Raw genomic sequence first — 18,647 nt, 5'->3', positions numbered from 1 at the left:
ATCAGCCCAACCCTGCCAGCAGGTCACGGGCCGTTTGCTGCGGGCCATCGTCGGAACCGTCGATCACTTCCTGCAACAAGCGACGGGCCTCGTCGATGTTGCCCTCGTCAATCAGCACCTGCGCCTCGTTGATCTTGCTCAGCGGCTCTTCGTCCAGGCTCAGCAGATCAAAGCCGCCCTCCTCGATCATGAAACTGTCAAGAAAAGCGTCATCCAGTAAGTCGCTGTTGCTCTGCACGATGGCTGCCGGGCCCGGCTCGAACTGCACGTCCATTTCCGGGGGCGTTTCCTCTTCGGCAAAATCGCTGAGGAACTGCTCTTCCGGCATCTCGAAGACCTCGGGCAGTTGGGTGAGGTCGGACGAGAACGAGGTGTCCAGTTCAGGTTCAGCTTCAGGTGCCGGGACGGGTGTGCGGGGCGCGGGCGTGCTATCGAACGGATCGACCAGCTCCCAGTCGGCGTCCATGGAAAGGTCGTCGAGGTTGAGTTGAAAATCGTCCGCAGGGTCAACCGGGTTCAGCGACGCGGCCGCATTTTCGTCCAACCGGGCGGGCTCCGTGAGGCTGAGCTCCGCCCGGTCTTCTGATGCTTGACTGGCCGAGGCTGTTTGACCAGCCAGCATTGCCGCAGCACCCAGCGCAGCTACAGGGGCTGCCGCCGAGGTCATGGCAGGCGACGCGACCGGCGCGGACGGCGCTTCGGGCGCAACAGGCTCGGGTTTCAGTTTCGGATAACGATTGCGGATGTCCTGGAGCTTCTGTGCGTCGACGCCCTGGCTCAGCAGAACGCGCTCTTCCTCGTCATACGCTTCCACGTCGCCCTGTTCGCCGAGCAGTTCGAGGATGCGCAGGCGTACATCGGTACGTTCGGGCTGTTTGTCCAGCGCATCGCGCAGAATGGCCAGGGCTTCGGCGAAGCGACCGTAGGCAATGTAAATGCTCGCGCCATCCAGCGCATCGGTGGCGGCACCGGCCAGGCGCTGGCCGGCAGGCGCTGAAGAGGCCGAACGCGCAGGGGTGACCGCCGGCACCTCGAAGACTGGCGTGACCGTGGCGGCAGATCTCACCACCGGTTCCATGGGCACAGGTTCGAGGGCCAGCTGATTTTTGATCCGGTTGCGGCGCACCGACCAGACCAGCGCGAGGAGCAGCATTATCACCAACAAAGCTGCCAGGACCGTCGTCCAGGGGAAGTCGTCGTCTTCGGCGGCAACCGGCACCGGCGCTTGTAAAGGAGTGGCTACCGGAGCGGGTGCGGCTGGCGTTGCAGCTGCCGGGTCAACTGGGGTCGTCGCCACTGCAGAGGGGGCGGAAGCAACTGGCGCAGGCTTGGCCGATTGGGCCTTGAGTTCGGCGAGTTGTGTCTGCAGTTCGATGATCTGCTTGTCCTTGTCGGCCTCCTCGACCGTGGACGTCTGGACTTGCTGCTTGAGGTCATCCAGCGTCTTGCTCAACTGCTGGTTTTCAAGCGCCGTCGCCGCCAGCTGTTCGCCGACGTTCTCGGTCGCTGCGGGAGAGGCCGCTGCCGACGTGGTACTACCCGCAGCGGCAGGTGCACGGGCAGTCTTCGGTTCAACGGCGTTGTCCGGCAGCAACAGGCTCTGCCCGACCTTCAACTGGCTGCGCTCGCCATTGGCAAACGCTTGCGGATTGAGCGCCACCACACCTTTTATCAACTCGGCAGAAGAGGTCTTGCTGCCCGGCGCCTGCACCTGGCGGGCAATACCCGCCAGCGTGTCGCCGGACACAACCGTGTAATGCTTGCCCTGTCGAGCCTGGGGCGGCGCGACCGGCAGACGCGACTCATCATTCTTTGCACCAGCCGCCGGCGATTGAGTACGGCTGCGCGTCGCGGCTAACCCTGTCGGCGACGTCGGCGGGTCAAGCAACACGGTGTATTCATGCAGCTGGTCCCCGTTTGGCCGTACCAGCCTGACAAGGAAATTCAGATACGGCTCGGTGACCGCCTTGTGCGATTCGATGTGAATAACACTGCGGCTGCCACGGATCACCGGGGTGAAGCGCAGGTCGTTGAGAAAAAAGACGCGCTCCACGCCAGCCTTGGCAAAAGCCTCGGGCGGCGCGAGCCCGACGACGATTTCTTCAGGACTCAGCCCGCCCGCTTCAATCAGTTCGATATCGGCGTTGAAGGGTTGCCCGAGGGCGGAATGCAGGCTGATCTCGCCCAGCCCCAGCGCAGCCGCCACGGAGCTGTGCAGCAGCGCGGCGGAGGCAAGCCCGATGGCCAGCAAACCCGAACGAAGACCTGACTGAACGCGAAGGGGCACCCCCCCTTCACGACGACTACCGGCCTGAAAACTCTTCAGCATGCGAACCCTTTTGAAGACGAGGCAGGCGTCCCTGCACATTCGGTACGCCCGGACACGTCATCCGGGCAGCATCAGTATGGGTGCAAATAGAACAGGATGTTTCGCCCGCATCAATGTATTTGTCGCGGGCGTTCGCGCGGTTTTCAGGATTTTTCGAGATTCGCCAGGATTTTCGAATGAACACGCATGCACAGGTGCAGTTCTTCCTCGTCGATGCCAGCAAAAAGCTCGTGACGCAAGGCCGTGGCGATGGTTTCGATTTTCTCGATCAGGGGCCGTGCGGGGTCACAGAGGACGATCTTTTTCGCTCGACGATCTTCGAGCACCGCCTGCCTGAGCACCAGTCCCTGATTTTCCAGACTGTCCAGCAACCGGGCCAGGGTCGGGCCTTCAACGCCTACGCTCTGGGCCAGTTCACGTTGAGTCGGCGGCGTCTTGAAACGTGCCAGATGCAGTAAAACCAGCCAGCGCGCCTGGGACAATCCCAGATCAGCCAGCCGGCGATCCAGCTCCGCACGCCAGCCCCGGGACATATGGGCCAGCTGCATGCCAAAGCGGTGTTCTTCGGTTAACGGCATAGGTAACTCGACGGTTAAAGGCAATTCCTAATTAATAGGCAGCTAACCATGGAGCCCGGCAGGAGGCAAGCGCCTGAGCGCGGTGATTCGTCGCAGAGGCTGAGAGGGGCCGGGATGCGGCGGGTATGCCTTGGGGTTGCTTGAATGCAGGCGCGCAGTACGCCGCGATGGCGGCGGGTTAAACTTCAAACTCCGACTGCAGCGCCGCGCGCACGCAATACAGCACGCCTTCGGGAACGCGGCCGCTGAACAGTTCGGCAATGGCGGTGACAGGGGGCAGTTCGCCTTCGCCGTCGAGGAATGCGTCCTGGATCTCGGTCATCAGGTCTTCGGGCAGGTCCAGCGCCTGATCCAGAGAAAGCTGCTGTTTGCCAATGGCTTCGGCGAGCATCGTGTAGACGTTTTTCTCCGAGCATTGCAGTTGACCGGCGATCTGCATCGGCGTCATGCCGGCGCGGGCGAGGCTGATAAGCTCATGCCGCACATCGGCAACCACACGCGGCGCCGGTGCAGCACCGCCGAGCACTTCAAGAAATGCCTCACCGTAACGCTCCAGCTTGCGAGCGCCTACCCCGCTGACCCGGCCCATTTCGGCCATCGTGCCCGGCTGGCTGCGCAGCATTTCGAGCAGGGTTGAATCCGGGAAGATGACGTAAGGCGGCACGCCATGTTCTTCCGCCAGCTTGCGCCGCAAGGCACGCAGCGCTTCCCACTGTTCGCGCTCTTCACCGCGCACCAGTTGGCTCGCCGGGCTGCCGGAGGCTTTCGCGGTGGTCTGCGGTTTCAGGTCACGACGCAGCTGCAAAGTGACTTCGCCACGCAACAGCGGCCGACACGTGTCGCTCAGGCGCAAGCCGCCGTAGCCTTCCAGATCGATGTCGGCCAGACCACGGGCCACCAGTTGACGGAACAATGAACGCCATTCGCCTTCGCTGCGGCTCTTGCCGACACCGAACACCGCCAGCTTCTGGTGACCGAAGCTCTGCACCTTGTCGTTTTCCTTGCCCAGCAAGACGTCGACCAGATGCCCCACGCCGTAGCGCTGGCCAGTCCGATAGATCGCTGAAAGCGCCTGTCTCGCAGGCTCAGTGGCGTCCCAGGTCTGCACGCCGTCGACGCAGTTGTCACAATGCCCACAGGGGTTGGGCATGATTTCGTCGAAGTAGGCCAGCAGCGACTGACGTCGGCAGCGGGTTTCTTCACACAGCGCCAGCATTGCGTCGAGTTTGTGCTGCTCGACGCGCTTGTGGCGCTCGTCGCCTTCGGAGTTCTGCAGCATCTGCTTGAGCATCAATACATCTTGCAGACCGTACGCCATCCACGCATCGGCCGGCAGACCGTCCCGCCCTGCCCGGCCGGTCTCCTGATAATAGGCTTCCAGCGATTTGGGCAGATCCATGTGCGCCACGAACCGCACGTTGGGTTTATCGATGCCCATGCCGAACGCGATCGTCGCCACCATGATCAGCCCTTCCTCATTGAGGAAGCGCCGTTGATTGCCGGAGCGGGTTTCGATGGGCAAACCGGCGTGGTACGGCAGCGCCGGGTAGCCGTTGTCGCTGAGGAACGCTGCGGTCTCTTCGACCTTCTTTCGCGACAGGCAATAGACGATGCCGGCGTCGCTACGCCGCTCGGACAGGAACGCCAGCAGCTGCTTGCGCGGCTGTTCCTTGGGCACGATGCGGTAAAAAATATTCGGGCGGTCGAAGCTCGACAAAAATCGCTCAGCGTTCTGCAAGTGCAGACGCTCGACGATCTCTTCACGGGTGCGCTTGTCGGCCGTAGCAGTCAGGGCAATGCGCGGCACATCCGGAAACAGCTCGGCCAGTTGCCCCAGTTGCAGGTATTCCGGACGGAAATCATGACCCCATTGCGACACGCAGTGGGCTTCGTCGATGGCGAACAGGGCAATTTTGAGGTTCTGCAAAAACGACAGCATGCGCGGCTGGACCAGACGTTCCGGCGCCAGGTACAGCATCTTGATTTCGCCCAGACGAATGCGATTGGCGAGGTCGCGCTGCTGCTCGGCGCTGAGCGTGGAGTTGAGCGCTGCGGCTGAGACACCGAGTTCTTCCAGCGTTGCGACCTGATCGTCCATCAACGCGATGAGCGGCGAAACCACCACCGCGAGGCCATCGCGCAACAGACCGGGCACCTGGAAGCACAGGGACTTGCCGCCGCCGGTGGGCATCAGCACCAATGCATCACCGCCACTGGCAACGCGCTCGATAATGGCACCCTGGCGACCACGGAAGCTGTCGTAGCCGAAGATGTCTTTAAGTACGCGTTGAGCCTGGTCGAGCATAAATACCCCGGATGGTGCCGCAACAGCGGTCGAGAATCGCTGTGAAAATCGCAAAGCGCGGCAGTATACCGGAGCGCTCCGACAGATTGGACTGCGGCGACACCGGCGGTCGAAATTAACCGGAATAGTGATTCCAGTGGCCTCGCCGCTGGCGCCGGGCGGCCTCAGGGCCTAGAATTCAGCATCGTTTATTCCCAAGGTAGTCTGTCAATGTCCTTCGCTGAGCAATTACACCGCCTGCAAGCCTTCCTCGATGCCGATGAGCTGCATGACGAAGCGCTGGACTATGTAGCCGCCCATGGCTATTTGACCGCGCTGTCCATTTGCGCCGAAACCGTGCCGGACCGTGAGTGGATCGACGCACTGTTCGCCGAGCCGCCGCATTACGCCGACGACGCGCAGCATCAGGAAATCGAAGCCACGCTGATCCAGCTCAAAGCGCACATCGCTCGCCAACTGGCGTCGGACGAAGAGTTCGAACTGCCGTGCGACCTGGACCTGGGCGATGACCCCGACGACTCCGAGCTGCGCGGCTGGTGCATCGGCTTCATGGAAGGCGTGTTCCTGCGCGAGTCAGCCTGGTTCGAAAACGACGAAGAGGAAGTCAGCGAGATGCTGCTGCCGATCATGGTCGGTTCCGGTCTGTTCGACGAACAGCCAGAGTTCGCCGACATCGCTGCCGACGCCAACCTGATGGACGACATGATCGTGCAGATCCCGGAAGCGCTGACCGCCCTGTATCTGCTGCTGCAAGCCCCGGATGAAAAGCCGGCGATCCTCAAGCCCCGCCATCACTAAGCCTCGCGGTGAGGCGATGACGACTGTGTGCGTGCCGACATCGGCCCGCACACTCCCTTCCCTCGCTACTTGTGCTTCTTGTCACTCTTCCTGAATGCCGCTTCGATCGCTTCGTTGATCGTGCGCAGTACCTTCACCCGCGCCCAGCGTTTGTCGTTGGCCTCGACCAGCGTCCACGGGGCAATTTCAGTGCTGGTGCGATCCACCATGTCACTCACTGCCTCGCGATACAGCGGCCACTTGCTGCGGTTGCGCCAGTCATCTTCAGTGATTTTGTGGCGCTTGAACGGCACCTTCTCCCGCGCCTGAAAACGCTCCAGCTGGGTCTTGTCGTCAATCGCGAGCCAGAACTTCACCACCACGACGCCGAAGTCGGTGAGCTGTTCTTCGAAGTCGTTGATCTCGCTGTAAGCCCTCAGCCAGTCCGCCTCGGAACAGAAACCTTCAACCCGCTCAACCAGCACACGCCCATACCATGACCGATCGAACACGGTGAATTTCCCGCGCGCCGGGATCTGCCGCCAAAAGCGCCACAGATACGGCTGGGCCAGTTCGTCCTGGCTGGGCGCGGCAATTGGCACGATGTGGTACTGCCTCGGATCGAGGGCGCCGGCTACCCGTTTGATCGCGCCGCCCTTGCCCGCTGCATCATTACCTTCGAACACCGCCACCAACGAGTGACGGCGCATGCGCTTGTCGCGCATGAGCCCGGAAAGCCGCGCCTGTTCGGTGATGAGTTGCTCGTCGTAGTCGTCCTTCTCCAGCGCCAGGGTCATGTCGAGGTTGTCGAGCAGGCTCAGCTCCTTGCTGTTGTTGGGCAAAGGGCCGAGTCCGACAAGATGGGTCGCCCCTTCAGGCGTCTTCAGGGCGTTTTGCAAACCTTCGAGCAGCAAGCGGCCGACGGTCAGACTCCGGTAGTTCGGGTCGACGCCTTCGATGACGTGCCAGGGCGCGTAGTCGCGACTGGTGCGACGCAGCACGCGCTCGCCAAAACGCACAAAGCGGTCGTAGGTCTTCGATTGCTGCCAGTCCAGCGGGCTGATCCGCCAGCTGTGCAACGGATCATCCTTGAGGGTTTTGAGGCGCAGCTTCATCTGCCGCTTGGACAGGTGAAACCAGAACTTGAAGATCACCGCGCCTTCGTCAACCAGCATCTTCTCCAGACGCTCGGCGCCGTTGATGGCCTGATCCAGGACCGGGTCCTTGAACCGCTTGTGCACCCGCCCCTGAATCATCTGGCTGTACCAGTTCCCGAAAAACACGCCAATGCGGCCCTTCGGCGGCAACTGGCGCCAGTAACGCCAGACCGGCGGATGGGCCAGCTCCTCATCGGTTTGCTGATCGAAGGTGCGCACTTCGATGTAACGCGGATCCATCCATTCATTGAGCAATTTGACGGTTTCGCCCTTGCCGGCGCCTTCGATGCCGTTGATCAACACGATGATCTGGCGCTTGCCTTGCTCATGCAGCTCGTACTGAGCCTCCAGTAGCGCTTCGCGCAGGGCCGGGACTTCAGCGCTGTAGGTTTCGTCGTCGATGGTGTGGCCGATTTCAGCGGATTCGAACATGCAGGGCTCCCTTCAGGATCGCTCAAGACTAGCAGGCGACAGGCGGCGTCGATGCAGGTTATGACCGCCAATCGCTGCGATGGATCACTGCATCGAGAAACATTCGGTTGCAGTAGCACCGAGGCGGCGGCATCACGCGGCCACCTCGATGCGCGCGTTACCAGCCCGCTCGGTACAGATCCGTCAATTGGGTGAGCAGCAGCGTTTCGGCCGCTTCGCGCTCGGCGATCAGCGCCAGGCCCTGTCTGTGGTACTCGTCGGGATCAACCGGTGGATGATCTTCGAGCGCCGCCATGCGAGTGTGCACTGACGCAGTGGCCGCAGCCAGTGCCGGCGCATGCTCGGAGCGCAAACGCGCGTTCCACTGCCGGTCACCGACGGCAAACTGCAGGAAAGCCGGGCCGCGCTCCGCCTCCAGCACCTGGCGACTGGCATCCAGCAGTGCCCCACGATCAACTGCCGCCAGTCGCGCCCAGACCATGCGGTAAGGCTGGCCGGGCAGCCCGAGCTCATCCGCGAGCCCGACGCGGTAGGCCAGTCGCACCTCGGCATGATCCAGCGCCATGCCCAGGGCTTCGCGCCGTGCGATTTCCACATCCGCAATTGCCTGCACCTCGTTTAGGCGAAAAAGCTGACGAAGAACACCCAGCAACGCATCCGTGCGTTGGCTTTCTGCAACGCCCTGCATCGATCCATGGCTGTAAACCGCGACCTGAATATCACTGAAAATCAGACGCGCACCGTCCTGACAGGTCTGGTTGGCTCCAAATAAGCGGTCGTTGGCCATGACCTCGATCTGCCCCCGCAACACGGCATCCTGCCCGGCCGTTTCCAGGACCGTGAGCACCTCACTGGCAAGCTCGGCGTGGAACTGGCGGAAGTCCGGGGTTTCCCTCAGGCGTTGCAACAGCATCAAAAGATGAGGCGCATCGGCGGCTTGTTCAACCTGCGCCCAGGCCGCGAGCAACCGCTGATTCAGCACATCCTCACCCGGGCGCAACCACGCCTGCGCGGAGGGTCTGCCAGCCCTCGCGCTCGGACCCGCGCGGTGGCCATGGGATTCGGATTCGTCGTCCGATGCCTCGGAGTCTGTGTCCATCGGCGCGCCTTCGACATGGATCTCGCGGATGTCTTCGGGAAAGTCGTAATCAAGCTGATAGCGGTGACCGTAGCCGGTGTCGTTGCGCCAGTAATCCTCAAGCGCCTGGTGAGTGAACGGATTGTTGTAGGCGTAGATCACCGTGTGCCGGCTGTCGTCCATGGGGTTTTCGATGACTTCGGGCGGGATGTCGGTGATCTGGTTGTCACTGATGTCCAGCTCGCCAAGCCCCAGCGTATGGGTCCACTCCGGCCACTGCGTGAGGCCTGTGTTATTGATCCAGAGGGTCGATAGGTTAAAGCGGCTGGTGTCGGTGAATTCACCCAACTGGCTGCCGGCCAGACTCAGGGAGTTCAGCGCAGGCATATCCATCAACGTATTCATGGCGGGCTGGTCCAGCGTCCACGACATATTTTCCAGCGTCAGATGATGCAAAGACTGAAACTGCGGCAAGACGTCCGGAAGCGCGGTGAAGCTGCCGCGAACGTTCAAATGGGTCATGTTCGGGAAATTGGCCAGAAAAGCATTGGCAGCGCCCGTATCAAACTGCACGTTATTGAGCTCGATCTGTGTGATGTCGGCGTAGAAGCTATGCAACGGCGGTAAGTCCGGCATTGTCAGGTATTCGAGCGTCAGCCAATGGGTACCCCGGGGTGCGTCATCATGGCTGTAGCGCCAGGCCCGACCCAGCGCATTGGCCACCCGGCGCCGCGCCAGACGTTCACCGTCATTGAGCAACACGCTGATATCGTCGGCCTCAGCCCAGGCGACCAGGCTCATGTGCAATTGGCCGTAGGCGACAGCGCGTGCACGCGTCGCGCTCAGCAGGTGTTCCAGTGATCGCCCCCGTCGCGCCATAGCCTGCACCTGGGCCGCCAGTTCGACACTTTCCGGGTAGAGGTGCGTCATTGCCTGGATCAATTGCTGTTGAATCGCACTTTCAGCCATAGGCAACCCGCGCCCGCTGAGTGGATAACCGATGCGCCCGTCAAGCAAGCGCTGCGGGGGCCTGAACTCGGTCGGTAAGGTCCATTGCCCCAATTGCTCGGCCGCCCATTTCGGTTGCGACCGGACCCAATTGAAAATGCGGCGCTTGAACACCTTTGCCGCCGTTTCCAGATCGTTGAACCCCATCGCCTGGCGACTGCTTTCGGGCAGCGCACGCAAGAGCGCGGCAAACAAGCTGACTTTTTTTTCGGGCGCCTCGGTACCCTCTACCTGAAAGCCTTTGTCGCCCTTGATCAATACGCGGCGTCGGGCGGCGTCTTTCGCACCAATGCTGTCCAGCAAGGACCCGGTGGCGCTGCCGTCCCTCAGTTCGATGCGAAGGTCAGCCGGCCATCCCGGGAATGTTTCAAGGCTGCGCAACGTCAGGCGCTGAAGATCATCATTGGCCGTACTGGGCGTCAGGAAAAAGCCTTCCAGCGCGCGGCTCATGCGGGTCTGACGCAAATGCCCACGAACCTTTCCTGCCATTTCCAGCGGGATGCGCCGAGTGTCCAGCATGGCAACCCTTTGTTCGCCCGAGGTCTCCGCGATCAGCTCTCGGCCTGCTGCCAGCGTAAGGGAGGGAAAATCCCGTCTGAGCAGGGTAATCAGCGGGTCGCTTGACTGCTCGGTGGCGAGGTAGGCCGCGTTGAAAGCATCGGCGGAGTCTGCCGCCTGCTGACTCAGGCGAAAACGCTTGGCGGTATCGAGCAGCGCTGCCGGCGCAGGTTGATTGCCGATGTGCAATGCCGCGAGCTCTTCTTCGTCTACCCCGCTGACTGCCATTATCCGGCCGACGGCTTTGTCGTCGATGTCCGCAAGTTCCGGATGGAGGCGACGCAGGGCCACGCTCACGTTGGTCAGGCGTAGACGACCCGCTGCATCCCGGGCCGGAATAGTACGTTTGATGAACGACGGTGGCTGGGGATCGGCAGCTTCCGCAGCCATTGCGCCCGTGACCGTACCTGCGACACCCAGCGCCCCCATGAATGCGAGGTTTTGCGCGACATTGCCCAAGTGATCCAGTGCTTCATCCATCTCGCCATGGCGCCACGCGTCAATGCCTTCGAAGGTCTCGTCCAGCAATTGCGCGCCCGCAACAACCATCATGACTTCGCCAAGACCGGGAACGAACAGCGCGGCGATATTGAGCGCGTCCATGCCGTAGTCCAGCCAGTCAGCGAGGCGCTGGTCGCGGGTTTTCTGGTCCTCGTCGTCAGTGGGGACCGCCAGCACGCGAGCGTCGTCTTTCATTCGCAGCAGTTGATGAAGATAGAAAACATCACCCAGCGCACCTCCGACCTCGATGGTTTCCAGATCGAGAAAAGCATTCTGATCCACCTCGGAAACGCTGATCAGCTGTCGGTGAAAACCTTTGCCACGGGCAACGCTGTGCAGGACATGGGGCGCAAGGCGCTCGTGCAGACGTTTGAAGAAAGCCCCTTTGCTGCGCTCGGGAACGAAGCGGTCGAAGTAGCGTTGATACGCCTCGCAGCGCAGTTTGGTCCGCAACGCCTGTATGAAATGTTCCAGCGAGGCATAGGACTGGATAGCGCTATCGGCTCCACCAGGCAGGTACACCACGCAACGCGTCTGCTCGGCGGCTTTAAATACCAGCGGCCCGCGCAGCCTGCAGCCCAACAGTTGCAGGGTGGACACATGATCCGCGGGGCCGGATGCGTCAACCCGCAGCAGCATCTGGTACTCCGCCTCGTTAATGCCGCCCTTGAGGCGTGCGATGTGGGAGTCCACCCGCAAGGCCAGACGGGTGTGCTCGATAATGCGCGCCTTGATGTCATCGCTGCCCAGGCTACCGGGAACGTCCGGCCTAGCGACCGGATGCAGTACATGATGCAGGTGCCGCTGATACTGGCCGCCGAGGTCAAGCCGGCGACACAGTTCGATGAAGCGACCGGGGCTTACGTTCAATGAATGAACGCTTTCTGGCCCCGCAGATCTATCCGGCGTGCCGCCAAGGATGGCCGAGTTGCTTTCGCGATCGGCGTCCGTCGCTTCGACCGCTTCAAAGTTTTGCAGGGCGGCGGCCAGCAGCGAACGCGTGCTGGAACCCTGAGGCGAAGCACGACCTGTCAGCCAGTCGCGCTGGAATCTGGCGTGGAAGAAGCGGTCGCGGTCGACATCGAGACCCGGACCGAATTCGGCGTCAAGGGCCTGGGTCAGCAACGGCCGCGCAAATGACGGCAGGTCCTGAATGCGCTGGAGCACCTGATTGAGGTCTTCGCGGGCGGCCTGTGCGAGGGTCATGTCCTGACGCAGGGCATCGCGCATCGCCGGGGTCGCCTGGATGAACCATTGCGGTAGAGTGTTCTGAATAAATGAAGTCGTGAGAGCCTGACTGGCGGTGTTCATCTTACGTCCTTGTTTCTGCGTGTGATCAAAGGCGCATAGATAAACAGGAACGCACCCGCAAAGTGGCATACATATGTAGTGCACGGGCCCCCGGACGCTGGAGTAACATCGCCACCTCGCCCGTCCCGAGCCGAACATGACTACCATTGACCCCACCCAGATCGCCGGGATTGTCCACGGCCCCGCGCAGATCGACTGGGACGAACACGGCAATCCGCATTCGCGGGTGTTCTCCGACGTCTATTTCTCGACCGAATCAGGTCTGGATGAAACCCGCCATGTGTTCCTGACCCAGAACGAGCTGCCCGAGCGCTTTGCCGCTTTGCCGGCGGGCGAGCGGCTGGTCATCGGCGAAACCGGGTTTGGTACCGGGCTGAATTTCCTGTGTGCCTGGCAGCTGTTCAACGCCAGCGCAGTCGCAGACGCCCGCCTGCATTTCGTCAGCGTCGAAAAATACCCTTTGAGCCGGGCTGATCTGCAGCGCGCGCTGAGTTTGTGGCCCGAGCTAAAGGAGCAGGCGGACCAGCTGCTGGGCCAATACGTGGCAGTCCATCAGGGCTTCCAGCGGCTGGCCTTCGATGGTGGCCGCGTCACGCTGACCTTGCTGATCGGCGACGCGCTGGACATGCTGCCGCAACTCGACGGGCAGATCGACGCGTGGTTTCTCGACGGTTTCGCGCCCGCGAAAAACCCTGAAATGTGGACGCCCGAACTGTTTGCCGAGTTGGCGCGGCTGGCGGCACCGGGCTCGACCATCGGCACCTTTACCAGCACCGGCTGGGTGCGCAGGGCATTGAACGCAGCCGGTTTCAAAATGAAGCGCGTGCCGGGGATCGGGCATAAGTGGGAGGTGCTTAAAGGCCGCTTTATCGGTTGGCCCGCAGACGTGGCAACGCCCCCACGTGACAAGCCCTGGTTTGCCCGACCTCGTTCAATGCCCCGTTCACCGGACACCCCTCGCACCGCATTGGTCATCGGCGCAGGCCTGGCAGGCTGCGCCACCGCGTCGAGTCTGGCCGCGCGCGGTTGGCGCGTCAGTCTGTTGGAACGTCACGGGGATCTGGCGCAAGAAGCATCGGGCAATCCACAAGGCGTGCTCTACCTGAAGCTGTCGGCCCACGGCACCGCGCTGTCGCAGCTGATCTTGAGCGGATTTGGTCACACCCGACGTTTGCTGGAGCGGCTGCAACGGGGCATCGACTGGGACGATTGCGGCGTGCTGCAGTTGGCCTTCGATGAGAAAGAGCGTAAGCGTCAGGCGCAACTCGCCGCGGCCTTTCCCGACGACCTGCTGCATGTCCTGGACCGGGCCGACGCTGAGGCGCGGGCCGGTGTGGTGTTAAAAAGCGGCGGCTTGTTTTACCCGCAAGGTGGCTGGGTCCATCCGCCGGCGTTGTGTCGCGATCAGGCCAGCGCAAGCAACATTGAGCTGCTAAGCCACAGCGAGGTGGTCGAGCTGCGGCGCGACGGCGTGCTGTGGCAAGCGTGGGATGGCGAGCGACTGTTGGCTTGCGCTCCCGTCGTCGTGCTGGCGGGGGCAGCCGAGATCAAACGCTTCCCGCCCAGCGCCGACCTGCCACTCAAGCGGATTCGCGGGCAGATCACTCGACTGACTGCAACCCCGGAAAGCCAGGCGTTGACGACTGTCGTGTGCGCCGAGGGTTACGTGGCGCCCGCGCGCGATGGCGAACATACGCTGGGCGCAAGCTTCGCCTTCAACAGCGATGACCTGACGCCGAGCACGGCTGAGCATCTCGGCAATCTCGAATTGCTGCGGGAAATCTCCGAGGACCTGACCGAGCGGCTGAATGCCGACGCGCTGCCCACCGAGGAGCTGCAAGGTCGCGCCGCGTTTCGCTGCACCAGCCCGGATTACCTGCCCATCATCGGGCCGCTCGCGGACCGCGCAGCATTCCTTGAAACGTACGCCGTGCTGCGCAAGGACGCGCGCCGGACGCCGGATACCGAATGCCCATGGCTCGACGGTTTATATGTAAACAGCGGTCACGGCTCTCGCGGCCTGATCACTGCTCCGCTGTCAGGCGAACTGATCGCCGCCTGGCTGAATGACGAACCGCTGCCACTGCCGCGAAGCGTGGCCGAAGCCTGTCACCCCAACCGATTCGCGCTGCGCGGGCTGATTCGAGGGAAATAGATAAACCTGCGATAGCGGGCGCCCAGCGCTCGGCGCCGCGATCCAACGCAACTTCTTCGTCCTGCGGAAGATCCACTGTCTCGCCAGCTACATCGGCTCCGATCAATATCGTTATCCTGCAACCCGTCCCTCCAATCAGGTGAGTGTCAATGCTGCAAGTCCAGGGTGTGTACAAGAGCTATGCCACGGCCCAGGGCCCATTGGCCGTTTTGCGTGGGGCGGATTTGCAGCTTGATAAGGGCGGCAGTCTGGCGCTGATGGGTGAGTCCGGCAGTGGCAAAAGCACCTTGCTGCATCTGGTGGCCGGTCTGGACCACGTGGACAAGGGCAGCATCGAGATCGCCGGGCAGCGTCTCGACCAGATGAACGAAGCGCAGCTGGCCAACTGGCGACGCACGGAAATCGGTCTGGTTTTCCAGCAGTTCAACCTCATCGGCAGTCTGAAGGTCGAAGACAACCTGGCATTTCAGGCGCGTCTGGCGGGGCGTTATCAGCCTGAATGGCAGGCTGAACTCACTGAGCGGCTGGGCCTGGGCGCGCTGCTCAAGCGCTACCCCGAACAGCTGTCCGGCGGTCAGCAGCAGCGCGTTGCGATTGGCCGGGCACTCGCCTCGCGCCCAGCCATGCTGCTCGCTGATGAACCCACCGGCAACCTTGACGAAGCCACCAGCGATGAAGTGCTGCAGTTGCTGCTTGACCTCCTGGCCGACAGCACCACCAGCCTGCTGATGGTGACTCACAGCCCGAGAGTGGCGGCGCGATTGCAGCGTCAGGCCGTGCTGCACCTGGGTAGGCTGGTCAGCGAAGGCGAACGCTGAGATGTCGGTCTTCTACTGGACGTTAAAAGCGTTGCTAAGCCACTGGCGGCGCCATCCCGTGCAGTTTTTCAGCGTGCTCACGGGCCTGTGGCTGGCAACCAGCCTGCTCACCGGCGTGCAGGCGCTGAACAGCCAGGCCCGTGAAAGTTACGCCAAGGCCAGCCAGATGATCGGCGGCGAGCCGCAAAAAATTCTGGTCTCGCCCAACGGCGCCAACTTTTCCCAGGACCTGTTCGTGACTCTGCGCCGCGCCGGCTGGCCGGTCTCCCCAGCATTGCGCGGTCGGGTCACCCTGAAGCAAGCGCCGGAGCAGCGTTTGACGGTGCTCGGCATAGAGCCGGTCTCGCTGCCGGTGAACACAGCGCTGGCCGGGCAGTCGCTGGACACCGAGCAGATCGTCGACTTCTTCACCCCTCCCGGCACCACGTGGATTTCACCGCAGACCCTCGCGGCCCTCGGCCTGCATGAAGGCCAGCAGCCGGTCATCGACTCCGGCAAGGTGCTGCCGCCGATGCGTGCGAAAACCGACATGGCGCCGGGCGTGCTGCTCATGGACATCGGTTTCGCCCAGCAACTGCTCAATCAGCCGAATCAGATCTCGCGGCTGGTGCTGCCCAAGGATGTTGCCGATAACGCCCCTGCGTTGCCGGCCGAGCTGAATGGCGAGCTGGTGCTGCGCAAAAGTGGCGAAGACAACGATCTGGGCAGGCTGACCGAAAGCTTCCACCTGAACCTCGACGCGTTGGGTTTCCTGTCGTTCGTGGTCGGTCTGTTCATCGTGCATGCGGCGATTGGTCTGGCACTTGAACAGCGTCGCGGGCTGCTGCGCAACCTGCGCGCGTGCGGGGTTAGCGCGCGTGGGTTGATGGCGAGTCTGGTGGTCGAGCTCGGCGTGCTGGCCCTGCTCGGTGGCATCGCCGGCGTCATCAGTGGTTACTGGCTGGCGAGCGCGCTGTTGCCCGATGTCGCGGCGAGTCTGCGCGGGCTGTACGGGGCTGAAGTCGCCGGGCATCTGAACCTCAACATCTGGTGGTGGTTGAGTGGTCTGGGCGTCAGTCTGCTCGGCGCGTTTCTCGCAGGCGCCAGCAGCCTGCTGCGTGCCGCACGCCTGCCTTTGCTGGCGCTGGCCAATGCCCAGGCGTGGCATGAAACCCACGCCAAATGGCTGCGACGGCAAGGCTGGGTCGCCGGGATTTCAGCGCTGATTGCGGTATTAGCCGGACTGTTTGGCGATAGCCTGGCGCTGGGCTTCGTGTTGATGGCGAGTCTCCTGCTGAGCGCGGCACTGGGTCTGCCAGTGCTGCTCAATCTGCTGCTCAACGCACTGTTGGGCAGGAGCCGCTCGGTGCTGGGGCAGTGGTTTCTCGCTGACTGCCGCCAGCAACTGCCGGCCCTGAGTCTGGCGCTGATGGCACTGTTACTGGCCATGGCCGCGAACATCGGCGCAGGCAGCATGACGTCGGGGTTCCGCCAGACATTCACTCACTGGCTGGAACAACGCCTCAGCGCAGAGCTGTATATCAATCCGCAGAATCCGGCCCAGGCCGCACCTTTGCAGCAGTGGCTGAGTCAGCAACCGCTGACGTCAGCGGTGCTGCCCAACTGGCAGGTTTCAGTGCAACTGCATGGCTGGCCAGCCGAGCTGTATGGCGTGATCGACCATCCGCACTATCGCCAGCACTGGCCGCTGCTGGAATCGGCGAGAGGGGATGCGTGGAAGCAACTGGCGCAGGAAGACACGCTGATGCTTAGCGAACAGCTGGCGCGCCGTCTGGACGTCAGCGTTGGCGATGAAGTCAGACTGCCCGCGCCGGACGGGCCGTGGCCGCTACGCGTTGTCGGTATTTACGCCGACTACGGCAACCCCAAGGGCCACATGTTGGTGAACGCCGACCACCTGCTTAAACACTGGCCGCAACTGACGCCCAACCGCTTCAATCTGCGCATCGATCCCAAAGCCATCCCGCAGCTGCTGCGGGTGCTGCACAACAAATTCACCATCGATGACAACCGCATCGTCGATCAGATCCAGCTCAAGGCCTGGTCGCAGCAGGTTTTCGAACGCACCTTCGCCGCCACCGCCGCGTTGAACAGCCTGACGTTGATGGTCGCTGGTGTCGCCCTCTTCATCAGCTTGCTGACCCAGAGCCAAAGCCGCCTCGCGCAACTGGCGCCGTTATGGGCGCTGGGTGTGACGCGACGGCAATTGATGCTGCTCAATCTGGCGCAAACATGGTTGCTGGCGGTGCTGACGCTGGTGCTGGCGATTCCGCTGGGGCTGTTGCTGGCGTGGTGCCTGGATGCTGTGATCAACGTGCAAGCCTTCGGCTGGCGCCTGCCGCTGCAGGTGTTCCCCATGCAGCTACTGCGCCTGACGCTGTTGGCGATGCTCGCCACACTGCTGGCCTCGGCGTGGCCGCTCTACCGTTTGTACCGCACCCGCCCCGCCGATTTGCTGAGGACTTTCGCCAATGAAGGTTAAGGCCCTGATCCTCTTCGCTGGGCTACTGCTCATCACGCTGCTGAGCGGCTGCGATGACAAACCCGAGGAAGAGAAAGGCTTCGCCGGCCTTGCCGACGACGCTTCAAGCTACGCACAGGTTACGCTGGACAGGCACTTCTTGTTTCCCGACGACCACGGCCCCCACGATGACTTCCGCATCGAGTGGTGGTACGTCACCGCCAATCTCAAGGATGCCGAAGGCCAGTCGTTTGGCGTGCAATGGACCCTGTTTCGCAATGCCCTCCCCCGCGCGAAAGGGCTGCAAGGCGACGGCTCTGGCTGGAGCAATCGCAACCTGTGGATGGGCCACGCGGCAGTGACGTCCCGGGACGACCACTTCGCAGCGGAACGCTACGCCCGTGGCGGCGTGCAGCAGGCCGGCGTGACACTGGCGCCGTTAGCGGCCTGGATCGATGACTGGTCCTTTACCAGCCAGTCTGCCAACAATGACCCGCTGGCGGACATGCAGTTGCAGGCCAGCGGTCCGCAGTTCAACTATCGCCTGCACCTGAAAGCCACGAAGCCATTGGTGCTGCAGGGCACACAGGGCTTCAGTCAGAAGTCCGAGCAAGGCCAGGCGTCGTACTACTACAGCCAGCCTTTTTTTCAGGCGGACGGCAGCATCGAGATTGACGGCAAAACCTATCAGGTGTCCGGGCCTGCATGGCTGGACCGGGAGTGGAGCAGCCAGCCGCTCACGGACAATCAGACAGGCTGGGACTGGTTCTCGCTGCATCTGGGTGATGGCACCGAAGTCATGCTGTATCGCATGCGGCAAAGGGACGGTGAACCGTACCTGACCGGGACATGGATCAACGCCGATGGCAGCACCGAACAACTGGCGGCGAAGGACATAGAACTGGTACCGGAAGACACCACTGACGTTGAAGGCCGCGACATCCCCACACGCTGGTCGGTGAAAATCCCGTCGAAGGCCGTGGACATTACCGTCGAAGCGCTCAACCCGCAGGCATGGATGAACTTGCAGATCCCCTATTGGGAAGGGCCGGTCACCCTGAACGGTAGCCATGAGGGTGTGGGGTATCTGGAGATGACGGGCTACTGACACGCCGCCGCGACCGACCCTGAGAATCATCTAAAGTTTCCTGACGGCTGCCGATAAACAAGGAATCGGAC

Annotated in this window: 10 protein-coding genes; 5 read left to right on the top strand and 5 right to left on the bottom strand. The window is 62.3% G+C overall.

Features of this window, described 5'->3' with window-relative positions; translation table 11 throughout:
* Nucleotide 1 precedes the first annotated feature (1 nt).
* The 3 genes from FX982_RS13785 to recQ form a co-directional block, all read right to left on the bottom strand.
* Nucleotides 2–2,287, bottom strand: a complete 2,286-nt coding sequence (locus FX982_RS13785; RefSeq protein WP_254074793.1) for a FimV/HubP family polar landmark protein — start codon at nucleotides 2,285–2,287, stop codon at nucleotides 2–4.
* A 185-nt stretch (nucleotides 2,288–2,472) separates the two neighbouring features.
* Nucleotides 2,473–2,907, bottom strand: coding sequence for a MarR family transcriptional regulator (locus FX982_RS13780; protein WP_122537522.1), 435 nt, complete (start codon nucleotides 2,905–2,907; stop codon nucleotides 2,473–2,475).
* 178 nt (nucleotides 2,908–3,085) lie between these two features.
* Nucleotides 3,086–5,212, bottom strand: a complete 2,127-nt coding sequence (gene recQ, locus FX982_RS13775; RefSeq protein ID WP_172611202.1) for a DNA helicase RecQ — start codon at nucleotides 5,210–5,212, stop codon at nucleotides 3,086–3,088.
* Nucleotides 5,213–5,422: 210 nt separating this feature from the next.
* Here recQ and FX982_RS13770 point away from each other — a divergent pair, with 210 nt between their 5' ends.
* Nucleotides 5,423–6,010, top strand: a complete 588-nt coding sequence (locus FX982_RS13770) for a YecA family protein (RefSeq protein ID WP_172611200.1) — start codon at nucleotides 5,423–5,425, stop codon at nucleotides 6,008–6,010.
* Nucleotides 6,011–6,075: 65 nt separating this feature from the next.
* Here FX982_RS13770 and pap read toward each other — a convergent pair whose 3' ends face one another.
* Both pap and FX982_RS13760 read right to left on the bottom strand, forming a co-directional pair.
* Nucleotides 6,076–7,578: a polyphosphate:AMP phosphotransferase gene (gene pap / locus FX982_RS13765; protein WP_172611198.1), complete on the bottom strand. Its 1,503-nt coding sequence runs from the start codon at nucleotides 7,576–7,578 to the stop codon at nucleotides 6,076–6,078.
* Nucleotides 7,579–7,735: 157 nt separating this feature from the next.
* Nucleotides 7,736–12,034, bottom strand: a complete 4,299-nt coding sequence (locus FX982_RS13760) for a dermonecrotic toxin domain-containing protein (RefSeq protein ID WP_172611197.1) — start codon at nucleotides 12,032–12,034, stop codon at nucleotides 7,736–7,738.
* A gap of 136 nt (nucleotides 12,035–12,170) precedes the next feature.
* Between FX982_RS13760 and mnmC the strand changes: the two genes are divergently transcribed.
* From mnmC to FX982_RS13740, 4 genes are all read left to right on the top strand, one after another.
* Nucleotides 12,171–14,189 (top strand): bifunctional tRNA (5-methylaminomethyl-2-thiouridine)(34)-methyltransferase MnmD/FAD-dependent 5-carboxymethylaminomethyl-2-thiouridine(34) oxidoreductase MnmC, encoded by a 2,019-nt coding sequence (gene mnmC, locus FX982_RS13755; protein WP_172611195.1) that lies wholly within the window; start codon nucleotides 12,171–12,173, stop codon nucleotides 14,187–14,189.
* Nucleotides 14,190–14,338: 149 nt separating this feature from the next.
* Nucleotides 14,339–15,007: an ABC transporter ATP-binding protein gene (locus FX982_RS13750; RefSeq protein WP_172611193.1), complete on the top strand. Its 669-nt coding sequence runs from the start codon at nucleotides 14,339–14,341 to the stop codon at nucleotides 15,005–15,007.
* Nucleotide 15,008: 1 nt separating this feature from the next.
* On the top strand, nucleotides 15,009–17,489 hold the full coding sequence (locus FX982_RS13745) for an ABC transporter permease (protein ID WP_172611191.1): 2,481 nt from the start codon (nucleotides 15,009–15,011) through the stop codon (nucleotides 17,487–17,489).
* Nucleotides 17,479–18,576, top strand: coding sequence for a lipocalin-like domain-containing protein (locus FX982_RS13740; protein WP_172611189.1), 1,098 nt, complete (start codon nucleotides 17,479–17,481; stop codon nucleotides 18,574–18,576). The genes FX982_RS13745 and FX982_RS13740 overlap by 11 nt, the downstream gene beginning before the upstream one ends.
* The last annotated feature ends 71 nt before the right edge of the window (nucleotides 18,577–18,647 follow it).

It is taken from the genome of Pseudomonas graminis (assembly GCF_013201545.1).
In the GTDB taxonomy this organism is placed as follows: Bacteria; Pseudomonadota; Gammaproteobacteria; order Pseudomonadales; family Pseudomonadaceae; genus Aquipseudomonas.
This window is presented reverse-complemented; position numbering and strand designations above follow the sequence as displayed.